The sequence below is a fragment of the Leclercia sp. W6 genome (assembly GCF_003336345.1).
Lineage (GTDB): Bacteria > Pseudomonadota > Gammaproteobacteria > Enterobacterales > Enterobacteriaceae > Enterobacter.
Map to the genome: position 1 here is coordinate 2439258 of NZ_CP031104.1, position 14516 is coordinate 2453773.

16 protein-coding genes are annotated in these 14516 nt (G+C 61.5%); 6 read left to right on the plus strand and 10 right to left on the minus strand.

Features of this window, described 5'->3' with window-relative positions:
• Positions 1-12: 12 nt before the first annotated feature.
• The 10 genes from DVA43_RS12010 to DVA43_RS12055 form a co-directional block, all read right to left on the minus strand.
• The gene (locus DVA43_RS12010) at positions 13-495 is read right to left on the minus strand and encodes a type VI secretion system tube protein TssD (protein ID WP_114315680.1); all 483 of its coding nucleotides are present in this window, start codon (positions 493-495) and stop codon (positions 13-15) included.
• Positions 496-683: 188 nt separating this feature from the next.
• Entirely contained in the window at positions 684-1139 is a 456-nt protein-coding gene (gene hycI / locus DVA43_RS12015) for a hydrogenase maturation peptidase HycI (RefSeq protein ID WP_114315681.1), read from the minus strand.
• Entirely contained in the window at positions 1132-1542 is a 411-nt protein-coding gene (locus DVA43_RS12020) for a formate hydrogenlyase maturation HycH family protein (RefSeq protein WP_114315682.1), read from the minus strand. Before DVA43_RS12020 ends, hycI begins: the two co-directional genes overlap by 8 nt.
• The gene (gene nuoB, locus DVA43_RS12025; RefSeq protein WP_103178602.1) at positions 1542-2306 is read right to left on the minus strand and encodes an NADH-quinone oxidoreductase subunit B family protein; all 765 of its coding nucleotides are present in this window, start codon (positions 2304-2306) and stop codon (positions 1542-1544) included. Before nuoB ends, DVA43_RS12020 begins: the two co-directional genes overlap by 1 nt.
• Positions 2303-2848 (minus strand): formate hydrogenlyase complex iron-sulfur subunit, encoded by a 546-nt coding sequence (locus DVA43_RS12030; protein ID WP_114315683.1) that lies wholly within the window; start codon positions 2846-2848, stop codon positions 2303-2305. Before DVA43_RS12030 ends, nuoB begins: the two co-directional genes overlap by 4 nt.
• 9 nt (positions 2849-2857) lie before the next feature.
• Complete coding sequence (hycE, locus tag DVA43_RS12035; protein ID WP_114315684.1) at positions 2858-4567, minus strand: formate hydrogenlyase subunit HycE; 1710 nt, start codon at positions 4565-4567, stop codon at positions 2858-2860.
• A 15-nt stretch (positions 4568-4582) separates the two neighbouring features.
• Positions 4583-5506, minus strand: coding sequence for a respiratory chain complex I subunit 1 family protein (locus DVA43_RS12040; protein ID WP_114315685.1), 924 nt, complete (start codon positions 5504-5506; stop codon positions 4583-4585).
• Between the two features lie 2 nt (positions 5507-5508).
• Positions 5509-7338: a formate hydrogenlyase subunit 3 gene (gene hycC / locus DVA43_RS12045; RefSeq protein ID WP_114315686.1), complete on the minus strand. Its 1830-nt coding sequence runs from the start codon at positions 7336-7338 to the stop codon at positions 5509-5511.
• On the minus strand, positions 7338-7943 hold the full coding sequence (locus DVA43_RS12050) for a 4Fe-4S dicluster domain-containing protein (RefSeq protein ID WP_114315687.1): 606 nt from the start codon (positions 7941-7943) through the stop codon (positions 7338-7340). Before DVA43_RS12050 ends, hycC begins: the two co-directional genes overlap by 1 nt.
• A 77-nt stretch (positions 7944-8020) precedes the next feature.
• Entirely contained in the window at positions 8021-8479 is a 459-nt protein-coding gene (locus DVA43_RS12055) for a transcriptional regulator (RefSeq protein WP_168194495.1), read from the minus strand.
• 232 nt (positions 8480-8711) lie between these two features.
• Between DVA43_RS12055 and hypA the strand changes: the two genes are divergently transcribed.
• From hypA to flhA, 6 genes are read left to right on the plus strand one after another with little or no spacing between them, the layout of a single operon-like run.
• A complete protein-coding gene (gene hypA / locus DVA43_RS12060) occupies positions 8712-9062 on the plus strand; it encodes a hydrogenase maturation nickel metallochaperone HypA (protein WP_114315689.1) in 351 nt (116 codons plus the stop codon).
• Between the two features lie 3 nt (positions 9063-9065).
• Positions 9066-9938: a hydrogenase nickel incorporation protein HypB gene (gene hypB, locus DVA43_RS12065; protein ID WP_114315690.1), complete on the plus strand. Its 873-nt coding sequence runs from the start codon at positions 9066-9068 to the stop codon at positions 9936-9938.
• Positions 9929-10207, plus strand: a complete 279-nt coding sequence (locus DVA43_RS12070; protein WP_114315691.1) for a HypC/HybG/HupF family hydrogenase formation chaperone — start codon at positions 9929-9931, stop codon at positions 10205-10207. The genes hypB and DVA43_RS12070 overlap by 10 nt, the downstream gene beginning before the upstream one ends.
• A complete protein-coding gene (gene hypD, locus DVA43_RS12075) occupies positions 10207-11328 on the plus strand; it encodes a hydrogenase formation protein HypD (protein WP_114315692.1) in 1122 nt (373 codons plus the stop codon). Before DVA43_RS12070 ends, hypD begins: the two co-directional genes overlap by 1 nt.
• Positions 11325-12335, plus strand: coding sequence for a hydrogenase expression/formation protein HypE (gene hypE / locus DVA43_RS12080; protein WP_114315693.1), 1011 nt, complete (start codon positions 11325-11327; stop codon positions 12333-12335). Before hypD ends, hypE begins: the two co-directional genes overlap by 4 nt.
• Positions 12336-12386: 51 nt before the next feature.
• Positions 12387-14471 (plus strand): formate hydrogenlyase transcriptional activator FlhA, encoded by a 2085-nt coding sequence (flhA, locus tag DVA43_RS12085; RefSeq protein ID WP_114315694.1) that lies wholly within the window; start codon positions 12387-12389, stop codon positions 14469-14471.
• Positions 14472-14516: the final 45 nt, after the last annotated feature.

Sequence of the window (14516 nt, forward strand, 5' to 3'; positions counted from 1 at the left end):
CCACTCACCTCATTAAGCCGTCTGGCGTTCGTTCCATGCATCGGTGAAAATAATATTCCCATCGTTATGCTTCCATGTGATTGTTTCGTAGCGAAGCTCCACCGATTCAAGGTGATTGTTATTCCGATCTTCTGGAGAAGCCATTGTAGGGGTAACTGAAACAATACGAACACCTTCAAGAAGAATATTGAAGTATTCCGCTTCCTGGCCTGCATCATTAATTTTATAGAATTTCAGTTCGCATTTAACTAAGCGCTGGCCCGTGGCTACTGCTTTATACAGGTATGGGGAGGAGGGGTCGAACTCTTTGGTGATCAGCATTGCCGAATGCTGGCGCGGGCCTGTTGGTTTACCGGTAAAATTATCGGTTGGTATGGATAAGTTATGGTGAAAACCCTTGAATTCGATGCTGTAGTCCCGGTGTTGAACATCGCAGCCACCTTTAATTAAAGCGCCGCCATCGTCGTAAAGCCACATGTTGCCAGGAATAGCCATTTCCACATCTCCGTGTTGTAAATCCATATTCTGAGTGTGGATTATACAGAAATAGCGCAGGAATTATACGGCAGGCATAAAAAAGCCGCTTACGCGGCTTCGGGATTAAACGTGGTCTGCTGGAGTCCCGCTGTGGATTTCGGCAAGTCTCAGCTATTCAGTTTTTAGATCCGTACAGAATCTCCCCCTCACAACTCCCCAAACACCAGCACCCCATCCCGGTCTACCAGACTTTCATAAACCCTCTCGACGGCCCCCTTCACCTTCTCCGTCATCGGATAATAAAACCCCACAATATCCGGCTGGATGCCAAGGAAAACCACCTCCCCCACATCCCCCTTCAGCTGATCCACCAGATAATTCAGCGGCATATTATGCGTCGTCATCATAAACATCTCGGCAATATCGTCCGGGTCAATACGGCGGATCTCACCCGGGTTGAGTCCCATATCCGTCGCATCCACAATCAGCAGCCGCGCCGGGCGCAGCTCGCGGATCGCGACCACGTCGTTTTCCGGCGCGCTGCCGCCGTCGAACACCACCCAGTCGCCGCGCGGGGCTTCCCGGCACATCTCGGCCAGCAGCGGACCGGCGCCGTCGTCGCCCATCATGCTGTTGCCGACGCAGAGTAAAACATCAGTCACGTTGCCTCCTCACCATCAGGTAGATGGCATTTTCCTGGTGAATGGCGTGGAGCATGCCCAGCAATGCTTCGCTCCATTCCTGCTGCTGCGCCGTCTGCCGCGCTATCGCGGCGTCAAAGGCGCTGGCCAGCATCACAATATGATTACTGTCGATGACAATCTCCCCGTAGCGCGGCACGCCCTCCATCTTGCGCCGCGCCTCGCTCCCCGCTTCGAGGGTGGCGATCCAGTCCAGATAGGCCTCCCACGGGCAGGTGAGCGCCGCCTCCAGGCAGTCGATCACCCCCAGATGATGGCCGATGGCCAGCCCGTAGTAGATCACCTGCTGGGCATCAGCAGGCGTGTTGTCATTCTGGTCAATGAACTTGCGGCTGAGCTGGCTGAATACCACCGTCTCACTCATCACACACGCTCCTGCCCGACCACCTCGAGGAGGTTACCCACGATCTCGTTCAGGCGCGGATCGTTCTCGTTTGCCAGCCAGCGGGCCACGCTTTCGTCGCCCTCGATCAGATGGCGCATAAAGTCGTCGGCGATCTGGCGGCCATAGCGATAACCCGCCAGACGGCGCGCGGCGCGGTCGATGCGCACCCGCAGGGGCTGGACCATCTCCGGATGCAGCAGTTCGGCGGGCTGGTTGTCCTGGCTGCCCGGCTCGCGGGCGTGGATTTTTTGCTCCAGCAGCCCCAGCGCCATGGCAAAGCCGTAGAGCGTGGCGGCAGGCGACGGCGGACAGCCGGGAATGTAGACATCCACCGGCACGATTTTGTCGGTGCCGCCCCAGACGCAGTACAGGTCGTGGAAGATGCCGCCGGAGTTGCCGCAGGCGCCGTAGGAGATGCAGATCTTCGGATCGGGGGCAGACTCCCACGCCCGCAGCGCCGGGGAGCGCATGGCGCGGGTCACCGCCCCGGTGAACAGCAGAATGTCGGCGTGACGCGGGGATGGCACCACCTTGATGCCAAAGCGCTCGGTGTCGAAGATGGGCGACAGGGTGGCGAAGATCTCAATCTCGCAGCCGTTGCAGCCGCCGCAGTCCACGCGGTAGACGTAGGCGGAGCGTTTGATTTTTTTCAGCAGCGAGGCCTTCATGCTGGCGATGGACTCGTCCACCGTGACGGGGACCGGGATCCCCTGCTCGTTACGTGGCCCTAACAGTTCGCTCATCGTGTCGCTTCCTCCATTTCCCGGGTCAGCTGGATTTTGTCCGCCGGGGTCAGCCCCTGCAGGCGCTTGCAGTCCGGGCAGGTTTCAAAACTCTCGCGATGCGATTCGGCGCGCTGGTCGCCGTTGTGGCGCAGCAGGGCGATCGCGTAATCAATCTCTTTCTGCACCGCATACGGGCGCTTGCAGACCCGGCAGTGACAGATGTCAAAGCGCGACTGTTGCAGGAAATCCGCTTTGCTCCACACCGCCAGCTCATACTCCTGGGAGAGCTTAATGGCGGTGGTCGGGCAGACCTCTTCGCAGCGTCCGCAGAAGATGCAGCGCCCCAGGTTGAACTGCCAGGCCAACTGGCCGTTTTTTAAATCGGTTTCCACCGTCAGGGCATTGGACGGACAGGCGTTCACGCAGGCCGCGCAGCCGATACACTGCTGAGGATCGTGCTCCGGCTTGCCGCGCATATTTTTGTCGACCGCAATCGGCTGGAGGGGATAGGACTCCGTCACCGTGCCGGTTTTGATCACTTTTTTGATAAAGGTAAACATGGCAAGTCCTTATTTCAGCGGCGAATTTTTGCGTTCAATGCTGTAGCGCTCCAGCTCTTTGTACGGCACCACCTGGCTTTTCTTCTTGCGCACGTCCACCACCGTCATGCGGTCGGTGCAGGAGTAGCAAGGATCGAGGCTGCCGATAATCAGCGGCGCGTCGGAGACGGTGTTGCCGCGCAGCATGTAGCGCAGGGTCGGCCAGTTGGCGTAGGTGGCCGCCCGGCAGCGCCAGCGCCACAGCTTCTGGTTGTCGCCGGTCATGCTCCAGTGGATATCGTCCCCGCGCGGCGCTTCGCTAAAGCCCAGCGCAAAGCGGTTCGGGATGTAGGTGAAACCCTCCACCATCAGCGCGCCGCCCGGCAGGTTGTCCAGGCCGAAGTCGATCATGTTCAGGGCGGTAAAGACCTCGTTGATGCGCACCTTCAGGCGGGAGATGACGTCGCAGCCCTGCTCGCTGTGCACTTCCATCGGCAGCAGGCCGTAACCGACAAACGGGTGATCGGCGCGGGTGTCGCGGGCGTGGCCGCTGGCGCGCACCATCGGGCCGACGTTGCTAAAATCGCGGGCGATCTGCGGGTCGAGACGGCCCACGCCGACGGTCCGCTGTTCGATGTTCGGCGTGCTCAGCAGAATATCCACCAGATCCTGCACCTCACGGCGCATCTGCTGGGCCAGCTGGCGGGTGGCGATCATGTCCTCTTTCAGCAGATCGCGACGGATGCCGCCGATCAGGTTCAGGCCGTAGGTTTTACGCGCCCCGGTGAGGATCTCCGCCATCTTCATGGAGGTCTCACGCACGCGGAAGAACTGCATAAAGCCGGAGTCAAAGCCAACGAAGTGGCAGGCCAGGCCGAGGTTGAGCAGGTGCGAGTGCAGGCGCTCCACCTCCAGCAGAATGGCGCGGATCATCTGGGCGCGTTCCGGCACCACGATCCCCATCGCGTTCTCCACCGAGGTGGTGTAGGCGGTGCTGTGAGCAAAGCCGCAGATGCCGCAGACGCGATCTGACAGGAAGGTCACTTCGTTGTAGCCCATCCGCGTTTCGGCCAGCTTCTCCATGCCGCGGTGGACGTAGAACAGGCGGTAGTCGGCGTCGATGATGTTCTCGCCGTCGACGAACAGGCGGAAGTGGCCCGGCTCGTCGGAGGTGACGTGCAGCGGACCAATCGGCACCACGTTATTTTTCTTGTCGCCGAGTTCGTTAATGAACTCGTAGGTCTCTTTGTCGGTGGTCGGCGCCGGACGCTGGCGGTAATCCATGCTGTCTTTACGCAGCGGATAGAGTTCGTCCGGCCAGTCATCCGGCAGCACCAAGCGACGCTCGTCCGGCAGCCCGACCGGGATCAGGCCATACATGTCGCGCACTTCGCGCTCGCCCCAGACGGCAGCAGGTACGCGCGGGGTGACGGAGGGGAACTCTGGCTTATCGGCGTCCACTTCCACGCGCACGGTGAGCCAGCAGCGGGTGCCCTGCTCCATCGACAGCACGTAATAGACGGCATAGCTGCCGCAGAGCTGGCGTTCATCGTTGCCAAAGAGCACCGACAGCCAGCCGCCCTGTTTGTAATAGAGGAACTCGACCACTTCCGGCAGGTAGTTGATTTTCACCGTGACGGTGATTTGATCTTTGGTCTGCCAGGCTTCATCCAGCACCACGCCTGGGAAGGCCTGGTGCAGTGCGGCGAGATAGTGTTGACCAATTTTTTCTTCAGACATGGGTATTCTCTACAGTCACGCCGCCAGCAAGGAGACGAAAGCTAAAAATGCCAGACCAAAACCGGTCCAGGTAATTCGTGAGGTGGCGTTAAAGCGCAGGCGCGCCATGCTGTTCTCGAACAGGGCGATCACCAGCACGCCCACGACCAGCTTGACCACTGCCACCACCACCGCCAGCAGCAGGCCGCCTGCGGAGAAGTGGCTCATCTGCCCCCAGGGGATAAACACCCCGACGAACATCTGCAGCACCACCAGCTGTTTCAGGCTGATGCCCCACTTGAGGAGCGCAAAGCCCGCGCCGCTGTACTCCGACAATGGCCCTTCCTGCAGCTCCTGCTCCGCTTCGGCAAGGTCAAACGGCAGCTTGCCCATCTCGATGAAGGTGGCGAAGGCACAGGCGCACAGAGCAAGGAATAGCGTCACGGTGTGCGCCGCCGGCCAGTGGTAGATGGTGGCGGTGACGGCACTGATGTGGGTGGTGCCTGCCACCTGAGCGGCAACCCACAGACCCAGCAGCAGGATCGGCTCCACCAGCACGCCGAGCATCGCTTCACGGCTGGCGCCAATCCCGGTGAACGGGCTGCCGGTATCGAGCCCGGCGATGGCGAAGAAGAAGCGCGCGATGGCGAAGAGGTAGATCAGGGTGATGAGATCCCCCAGCGCGGGCAGCGGCGAGGCGAGCGTAATCACCGGCAGTGCGCTGGCGATAGCGAACATCACGCCCACCATCACCAACGGCATCAGGCGGAAGACCCAGCCGGAGGCGGCCGGGGCCACGCTCTGGCGGCCCAGCAGCTTGATGAGATCGCGGTACTCCTGGAAGATATCCGGCCCCCGACGGGTATGCAGACGGGCGCGGGCCACACGGGTGATGCCCGCCAGCAGCGGCGCTGCGGCAAAGAGCACCAGCGCCTGAATCAGTGCGTAGATCAAAGTCATGTTCAGGCTCCTCGGGAGATAACGACAACCACCAGCACCGCCAGCTCAATCAGGGCGATACGGTGGAACAACACGGCGGTGCAGTCGCACTGCCAGCCGGGGATAAAGCGAACCGGGTTGAGCCATTTGCGCAGCTTCAGCACCGGCGCGAAGGACTCTTTCACCGGCATGGCAAAGCCGTGGGCGGTAATGACCATCGACTGCTCGTGGTCGTAGCCGCAGACCCAGGCAAAGCCGCGGGCGCGGTTCGCCAGGCGGTTGCCTTTGAACAGCACCAGCACGATAAAGGGCAGCAGCAGCCCCGCCAGCAGCAGGAGGGTGATCATCGGCTGGGAGACGGTGTTCACCGCCCCGCCGTTCACCGGGAACAGGTGGCCGATCATCGGCAGAAGCCACGGCGCAGCCACGCCGCCCGCCACGCAGCAGAGCGCCGCCAGCACGGTGCTGGCGGTCATCAGCCACGGGGCGCAGCAGGCGTTTTCCGCCTCCGGGGTGCGCGGTGCGCCGAGGAAGGTGACGCCGTAGACTTTCGCCATACACATCACCGCCAGCGCGCCGGTGATCGCCAGTCCCGTTGCCAGCAATGGCCCCAGCAGGCGGGCAACAAAGGCATCGTGGGTGCCGAGGTTAAAGAAGGACTGATAGATCACCCACTCCCCGGCAAACCCGTTCAGCGGCGGCAACGCCGCCATCGCCATCAGTCCCACCAACATCGCCAGGGAGATGAGCGGCATTTTTTTGCCAATACCGCCCAGCTTCTCGATATCGCGATGGCCGGTGCGATACCACACCGCGCCCGCGCCGAGGAACAGCGTGGTTTTAAACAGGCCGTGGTTTACCAGGTGATAGAGCCCGCCGGTAAAGCCCAGCGCCACCAGCAGCGGGCTTTGCAGCGCGATGCCGGTCACCCCTGCCCCCAGGCCGAGCAGGATAATGCCGATATTTTCCAGGGTGTGGTACGCCAGCAGGCGCTGGATGTTGTGCTCCATCAGGGCATAGAGTCCGCCGACAAAGGCGGTGATCATGCCCATCACCAGCAGCAGCCCCCCGAGCCACAGCGGCAGCAGCGCCCCGCAAAGCGCGATGGTCAGCATCCCGTAGAGGCCCACCTTCATCACCACCGTGGAGAAGAGCGCCGCAGCAGGCGCGCTGGCGTTCGCATGCGCCTGGGGTGCCCAGCCGTGCAGTGGGATCACCCCCGCCAGCAGGCCAAAGCCCGCCAGACCCGGGAGCCAGATGCTGGCTCCCGGCGCCTGGTCTGAGGCCATCGCCCCCATCGCCGCGAAGTCCAGGGTGCCGTAGTAGCGCCACGCCTGCCAGCAGGCGAAGGCCAGCAGCAGCGTCCCCAGACGTCCCAGCACAAACCAGAGCTTGCCGGACTGGGCGCAGCCGGTAAGAAACGCGCCGCACAGGGCCATGATCTCCGCCATCACCACCAGCCAGCCGAGGTTATCGACCATGATGGCGGCGACGGCGGCGGCCATCAGCAGGTTGGTCAGCAGGCCGTTACTTTTGGCCTGCGGGTGGCGATGCCAGGCGACGGTAAACAGGCTGATGAGCAGCGCCGGCAGGCCGATGGCGATAAGCCACACCGCCCGGATGCCGCTCATCTGGATGTTGACGTGAAGCCAGGCGATCTCCCCCGTCTGTGAAAGGTGCGGCGCGGCCAGCAGCGCAACTCCTCCTGCCGTCACCGCCAGGGCGCTGGCAATCGCCCCGCCAAAGCCGGTAATGGCGCCGCTGAGGGTGCGGTTGGCGCTGAACACCAGCGCCAGCACGGCGCTGACGAGGTACCAGCCCAGCGCCTGGTTAATTAACGAAAAAACAGTCATCAGCGCTCTCCTTGTTGCGACTGGAACAACGACAGATCGCCCAGATCCGTATTGATAGTGAGCTCGCGTTTGCGCTTGCTGGCGCGGGCGATATCCTGGTTATTCACCAGACGCAGGGATTTGGTCGGACAGGTGCGTACGCACGCCGGGCCGTCCGGATCGAAGTGGCACAGGTCGCACTTCACCGCGATGGCACGCACGCCCGGCACCCAGTCGAGGAACGGGCTGATGCGGGCCGGGGCTGGTGGGGCCATCGGCGCTTTCGGGGTGTTGCTGTTGGCGGGGATCGCCAGCGGGCGGCTGCCGGCAAACTCAATGGCGCCAAACGGACAGGCGATGCCGCACAGCTTGCAGCTGACGCACAGGCTTTCATTGAGCTGGATAGCGCCGTCAACGCGGGTAATGGCGTTGACCGGGCAGACCTGGGCGCAGGGGGCGTCTTCGCAGTGATGACAGAGCTGCGGCGCGGAGTCTTTACTGTTACGCATCACTTTCAGCCGCGGCTGGCTTTGCAGGCCATGCTGGCGATGGTTTTCTGAACAGGCCGCCTCACAGGTGTGGCAGCCGATACAGAGCGAGGGATCAGCAATTACAAAACGATTCACCTGGTTTCCTCTGGTGATAGTCATTTTTGACGAAAAACGGGCGGAAGTGTCATTTTCGACACTTGTCGACACCCGGCTCAGACCGCAGCGTGGTGCTGCGCGAGGACGGCGAGGGTCAGGGATTCGCCGCGCTGCGTTGCCTGCCAGATCGCGGCGTAAACCCCGCTGATTTTGTTCAGGAAATGGTTCAGCACCGCCTCACGCTGGTCGATGTTGATCTCGCCATCCAGCATGCCGTCGTCACCGAGACGGGCGCGGCCAATCAGCACGCTTTCGGGGTTATCGCGCTCTTCAACGGTGTAATTGAAGATATGCCCGTTGAACGCCTGCTCCGGCGTGACGCGGATAAGGAAGTGGTCGAACAGCCAGAAGCCGAGCCCGCTGTCGGTGTGGCAGCCCACGGTAAGGTGCAGGCTGGCTTTAGAGAGGGTGATGGCCTGAATCAACGAATTGCCGTAGTGGTTCCAGTGGGATCGCAGCACCCGCTGCTGTCCGGCAATGATGGTGGCCTTCTCACTTAATTCGGAAAGTGTCATATGACGTACCTGATGCGTAATGTGTAAAGAGTTCGCTCCCTTAAGCACGTTTCGTGCCATTTTTTAATTTATTGAATTTTAAACAAAATAATTTTAAAGCCGTTGAGATCACAAAAAATGACATGTCATTTCGTCATCTTTGACCGTGCGCCGTGTCCGCTCTCGCCACCCTGCTGCTAAAAGATGGCATCAATATTGCTTAATCCGGCCAGACTTTACCGGGAACAGCACAATGCACGAAATCACCCTCTGCCAGCAGGCGCTGGAATTGATCGAAAAACAGGCTCACCAGCATCAGGCGAAACGCGTGACGGGCGTCTGGCTGCGCGTCGGCGCCTTCTCCTGCGTGGAGAGCAGCGCCCTGCAGTTTTGCTTTGAGCTGGTGTGCCGCGAGACGGTCGCCGAAGGCTGCGCCCTGCATCTCGAAGAGCAGCAGGCGGAATGCTGGTGTCAGGATTGCAAAGCCTACGTCGAGCTGTTGACCCACCGCGTACGACGCTGCCCGCAGTGCGGCGGGGCGAACCTGAATATCGTCGCCGACGACGGGCTGCATATCACGCGTCTGGAAATTGAACAGGAGTAAACCATGTGTACCACCTGCGGTTGCGATCAGGGCAACCTCTATATTGAAGGCGATGAGCATAATCCTCACTCCGCTTTTCGCAGCGCCCCCTTTGCGCCGGCTCACCGTCCGGCGCTGCGCATCACCCGCGTGGACGCTCAGGCTTTTACCCCGACAGAGCCCCTGGCAGGCCAGCTGGATTACGGCCACGGCGAGGCGGGCACCCATGCTCCCGGCCTCAGCCAGCGCAAAATGGTGGAGATCGAGATGGACGTGCTGGGCAAAAACAACGACCTGGCCCGGCGCAACCGCGCGCTGTTCAGCGCCCGCAACCAGCTGGCGCTGAACCTGGTCTCCAGCCCCGGCTCCGGTAAAACCACCCTGCTGACCGAGACCTTAAAACGTTTGCAGCAGCGCGTACCCTGCGCGGTGATCGAGGGCGATCAGCAAACGGTGAACGACGCCGAGCGGATCCGCGCCACCGGCACCCCCGCCATCCAGGTTAACACCGGCAAGGGCTGCCATCTCGACGCGCAGATGATCGCGGATGCGATGGCGCGCCTGCCGCTGGAGGATGGCGGCATTATGTTTATTGAAAATGTCGGCAATCTGGTCTGCCCGGCGAGCTTCGATCTTGGCGAGCGCCATAAGGTGGCGGTGCTCTCCGTCACCGAAGGCGAGGATAAACCGCTGAAGTACCCGCACATGTTCGCCGCCGCCTCGCTGATGCTGCTGAACAAGGTCGACCTGCTGCCCTATCTGAATTTTGACGTGGAGAAATGCCTCGCCGCCGCCCGGGAAGTGAACCCGGAGATTGCGATTCTGCTGGTCTCCGCCACCCGCGGCGACGGGATGGACGCCTGGCTCGACTGGCTGGAGGCGCAGCGATGTGCATAGGCATTCCTGGAAAAATCAGCGCCATCTATGACGGCATGCAGGCCAGCGTGGAGGTGTGCGGCGTACTGCGCGATGTGGATCTCACCCTTGTTGGCGATTGCGACGAAAACGGCCAGAGCCGTCTCGGCCAGTGGGTGCTGGTACATGTCGGCTTTGCCATGAGCGTGATTAACGAAGAGGAGGCGCTGGATACCCTCGCCGCCCTGCAGAACATGTTTGAGGTGGAACCGGACGTTGGCCCGCTGCTGTTTGGCGAGGAGCCCCGCTGATGCGTTTTGTTGATGAATACCGCGACCCGCAAAAGGTGATGCAGCTGATCGAGGCCCTGAAGGCCCGGGCCGGGCTGCTGGCCTACACCGCTGCCCGTCCGCTGCGCATTATGGAGGTGTGCGGCGGTCACACCCACGCCATCTTTAAGTTCGGGCTGGATCAGCTCCTGCCCGACAACATCGAGTTTATTCACGGCCCCGGCTGTCCGGTCTGCGTCCTGCCGATGGGGCGGATCGATACCTGTATCGAAATCGCCAGCCATCCGGAGGTGATCTTCTGCACCTTCGGCGATGCGATGCGGGTGCCGGGGCAAAATGGCTCGCTGCTGGACGCCCGCATGCGCGGCGCGGATGTGCGGATCATCTACTCCCCCGCCGATGCGCTGAAGCTGGCCCGGCAGAATCCGGATCGCAAGGTGGTCTTCTTCGGGCTGGGGTTTGAAACCACTATGCCCGCCACCGCCCTGACCCTGCGCCAGGCAAAAGCGCTTAACGTGCAGAACTTCTTCTTTTTCTGCCAGCACATCACGCTGATCCCGGTGCTGAAAAGCCTGCTGGCGCAGCCGGAAAATGGCATCGACGCCTTCCTGGCGCCGGGGCACGTCAGCATGGTGATTGGCACCCATGCCTACGACTTTATCGCCGCCGAACATCAGCGCCCGCTGGCGGTGGCCGGTTTTGAACCGGTGGATCTGCTGCAGGGGGTGCTGATGCTGGTGGAGCAGAAGATTGCCGGCATAAGCCAGGTCGAAAATCAGTATCGCCGTATCGTCCCGGAAGGGGGCAACGCCGTGGCCCAGGCGGCCATCGCCGAGGTGTTCGGCATTGAAGGCGACAGCGAGTGGCGCGGGCTGGGGGTGATTTCGCACTCCGGCGTGCATCTCACCGAAGCGTATCGTCAGTTTGACGCCGAGTGTCACTTCCGCCCCCGGGCGCAACAGATTTGCGACGATCCCGAGGCGCGCTGCGGCGAGGTGCTCACCGGGCGCTGTAAACCGGCGCAGTGTCCGCTGTTTGGCGGCAAATGTACGCCACAAAGCGCCTTTGGCGCGCTGATGGTCTCGTCAGAAGGGGCGTGCAGCGCCTGGTATCAGTACCGTTCTCAGGAGTGTGAAAGTTGAAACAGATAACCCTCGCCCACGGCAGCGGCGGACAGGCGATGCAGCAGCTGATCGGCGAGCTTTTTATGCGCGCCTTCGCCAACCCGCTGCTGGACGAACAGGAAGACCAGGCCCGGATCCCGCTGCACGAGCTGACCGCCCACGGCGACCGGCTGGCCTTTTCCACCGACAGCTACGTGATTGATCCGCTCTTCTTTCCGGGGGGTGATATCGGCAAGCTGGCCATCTGCGGCACCGCCAACGATGTCGCGGTAAGCGGGGCGATCCCGCGCTGGCTCTCCTGCGGCTTTATCCTCGAAGAAGGGCTGGAGATGGCGACCCTTGAGCGCATCGTCACCAGCATGGCCGCCACCGCGGCGGCGGCGGGCATTACCATCGTCACCGGCGATACCAAGGTGGTACCGCGCGGCGCGGCGGACAAAGTGTTTATCAATACCGCCGGTATCGGTTCGGTGCCCGAGGGGGTAAACTGGGGTATGCGCCAGATTGAGGCCGGGGATGTGCTGCTGGTGAGCGGCACGCTCGGCGATCACGGCGCCACCATCCTTAACCTGCGCGAAGGGTTAGGTCTGGAGGGCGATCTGCAGAGCGATTGCGCGGTGCTGACGCCGCTGATCCAGGCCCTGCGTGGCGAGCCCGGCATCAAAGCCCTGCGCGACGCCACCCGCGGCGGCGTGAACGCCGTGGCCCATGAGTTTGCCGCCAGCAGCGGCTGCGGGATTGAAATAGAAGAAGGCTGCCTGCCGGTGAAACCCGCCGTGCGCGGCGCGTGCGAGCTGCTGGGGCTTGATCCGCTCAACTTCGCCAACGAAGGCAAGCTGGCTATCGTGGTGGAACGCCAGGCGGCCGAACGGGTGCTGGCCCGGCTGCGGCAACACCCTTTGGGCGTGAACGCCGCTATTATTGGTGAGGTGGTTGAGCACAAAGGGGTACGACTTACCGGACTCTACGGCGTAAAACGGTCGCTGAATTTGCCCCACAGCGAGCCACTGCCGCGAATTTGCTGATCCGGGCGGCGCATTCGTCTCTCATTTTTCTAGATACTCTGGATAAAACGCATGTCGTATACACCCACCAACGATCCTGTCGATCACGGATTGTTCGACATTACCCGTACTTTGCTGCAACAGACCGATCTTTGCGCCCTGGCGCAGGCGCTGACCCAGCATGTCCGGCAGATAAACCTCGCCGATAGCGTCCATATTCTGCTCTGGCAGTCGGAATCGCGCCGGGTTTATCTCTACAGCACCGACGAACAGGGCTGTGATATCCGCTACGAAGATGAGCCCCTGCTGGCGAGCGGCCCTTTCCGCCGCATGCTTTCCCGCCCCGACGTGCTGCACTGCACGGCGGCGACCTTTAACGAGACCTGGCCGCAGCTTGCCGCCCTCGATCGTTATCCCTCGTTTGCCCACTACTGCCTGACGCCCATCGCCGCCGATGGCCGTATCTTCGGCGGCTGCGAGTTTTTGCGCGCTCAGGAGAAGCCCTGGAGCGACAGCGATTTTTCCCGCCTGCAAACCCTGACCCAGGCGGCCGGACTGGCCGTGGAGCAGATCCAGGCGCGGCTGCACAACAGCGACAACTACGACCTGCTCTGGCGGGAGCGTAACGATTTTCGCCTGCTGGTGGCGATCACCAACGCCGTGCTGTCGAAGCTCGACCTTGATGAGCTGGTGTCGGAGGTAGCGCAGGAGATCCAGCGCAACTTCGGCATTGACTCCATCAGCATGGTGCTGCGCAGCGATCGCAAAGGGAAACTCCTTGTCTATTCCACCCACTACCTCGATAAAGAGGCGCCCCTGCACGACCAGAGCGAGGTGGATGAAAAGGGCACGCTGTCTGAAAAAGTGATGCGCAACAAGCAGATGCTGATGCTTAACCTGCATCACCGGGATCAGCACGCCCCCTACGAACGCATGCTGTTTGATATGTGGGGGGAGCAGGATCAGACCCTGTGCCTGTTCCCGCTGATGTTCCGCGACCGGGTGCTGGGCACCCTGAAGCTGGCGCAGTGCAAAGCCCAGGTGTTTACCCCGTCCAATCTGAAGCTGCTGAACCAGATTGCCGAACGTGTCGCCATCGCCGTGGATAATGCCCTCTCCTACCGGGAAATCAGCCATCTCAAGGAGCGGTTGATCGACGAAAACCTGGCCCTGACCGAGCAGATCAACAACGTTGCCACCGATTTTGGCGAAATCATTGGCCGCAGCAGCGCCATGATGACGGTAATGAAGCAGGTGGAGATGGTCGCCCAGAGTAACAGCACCGTGCTGATCCTCGGCGAGACCGGCACCGGCAAGGAGCTGATTGCCCGCGCCATTCACAACCTGAGCGGGCGCCGCGATCGGCGGATGGTGAAGATGAACTGCGCGGCGATGCCTGCCGGGCTGCTGGAGAGCGATCTGTTTGGTCACGAACGCGGAGCCTTTACCGGCGCCAGCGCCCAGCGCATTGGCCGCTTTGAGCTGGCAGACAAAAGCACCCTGTTCCTGGATGAAGTGGGCGATATGCCCATTGAGCTTCAGCCTAAGCTGCTGCGCGTACTCCAGGAGCAGGAGTTTGAACGCCTCGGCAGCAACCGCATCATCCACACCGACGTGCGGCTGATTGCCGCCACCAACCGCGATCTGACGCAGATGGTGGCCGACCGCGAATTCCGCAGCGATCTCTACTATCGCCTTAACGTCTTCCCCATCTTCCTGCCGCCGCTGCGCGAACGCCCGGAAGATATTCCCCTGCTGGTGAAATCTTTCACCTTTAAGATTGCCCACCGGCTGGGGCGCAACATCGACAGCATACCGGCGGAGACCCTGCGCCAGCTCAGCAGGATGGAGTGGCCAGGCAACGTACGCGAGCTGGAAAACGTGATTGAGCGTGCCGTGTTGCTCACCCGCGGCAACGTCCTGCAGCTTTCGATGCCGGATATCGATTTTCATCGCGCCAGCAGTGCCGTACCGGAGACCGCGGTGAGCGATATCCGCGAAGGCGAGGAGGAGTATCAGCACATTGTGCGGGTGCTGAAAGAGACCAACGGGGTGATCGCCGGACCGCGAGGCGCAGCCCAGCGTCTGGGGCTGAAACGCACCACCCTGCTGTCGCGCATGAAGCGCCTGGGGATCGACAAAAACGCCCTCCTTTGAGCAACCTGGCCGCAAACAGGTTAAGATAGCGCTCCTTTTGTCCAC

Bases quoted from the DNA above. Each gene is read 5' to 3' on its own strand.
- DVA43_RS12010 (WP_114315680.1), bottom strand. From the start codon at position 495: ATGGCTATTCCTGGCAACATGTGGCTTTACGACGATGGCGGCGCTTTA.
- DVA43_RS12020 (WP_114315682.1), bottom strand. From the start codon at position 1,542: ATGAGTGAGACGGTGGTATTCAGCCAGCTCAGCCGCAAGTTCATTGAC.
- nuoB (WP_103178602.1), bottom strand. From the start codon at position 2,306: ATGAGCGAACTGTTAGGGCCACGTAACGAGCAGGGGATCCCGGTCCCC.
- DVA43_RS12030 (WP_114315683.1), bottom strand. From the start codon at position 2,848: ATGTTTACCTTTATCAAAAAAGTGATCAAAACCGGCACGGTGACGGAG.
- hycE (WP_114315684.1), bottom strand. From the start codon at position 4,567: ATGTCTGAAGAAAAAATTGGTCAACACTATCTCGCCGCACTGCACCAG.
- DVA43_RS12040 (WP_114315685.1), bottom strand. From the start codon at position 5,506: ATGACTTTGATCTACGCACTGATTCAGGCGCTGGTGCTCTTTGCCGCA.
- hycC (WP_114315686.1), bottom strand. From the start codon at position 7,338: ATGACTGTTTTTTCGTTAATTAACCAGGCGCTGGGCTGGTACCTCGTC.
- DVA43_RS12055 (WP_168194495.1), bottom strand. From the start codon at position 8,479: ATGACACTTTCCGAATTAAGTGAGAAGGCCACCATCATTGCCGGACAG.
- hypA (WP_114315689.1), top strand. From the start codon at position 8,712: ATGCACGAAATCACCCTCTGCCAGCAGGCGCTGGAATTGATCGAAAAA.
- hypB (WP_114315690.1), top strand. From the start codon at position 9,066: ATGTGTACCACCTGCGGTTGCGATCAGGGCAACCTCTATATTGAAGGC.
- DVA43_RS12070 (WP_114315691.1), top strand. From the start codon at position 9,929: ATGTGCATAGGCATTCCTGGAAAAATCAGCGCCATCTATGACGGCATG.
- hypD (WP_114315692.1), top strand. From the start codon at position 10,207: ATGCGTTTTGTTGATGAATACCGCGACCCGCAAAAGGTGATGCAGCTG.
- flhA (WP_114315694.1), top strand. From the start codon at position 12,387: ATGTCGTATACACCCACCAACGATCCTGTCGATCACGGATTGTTCGAC.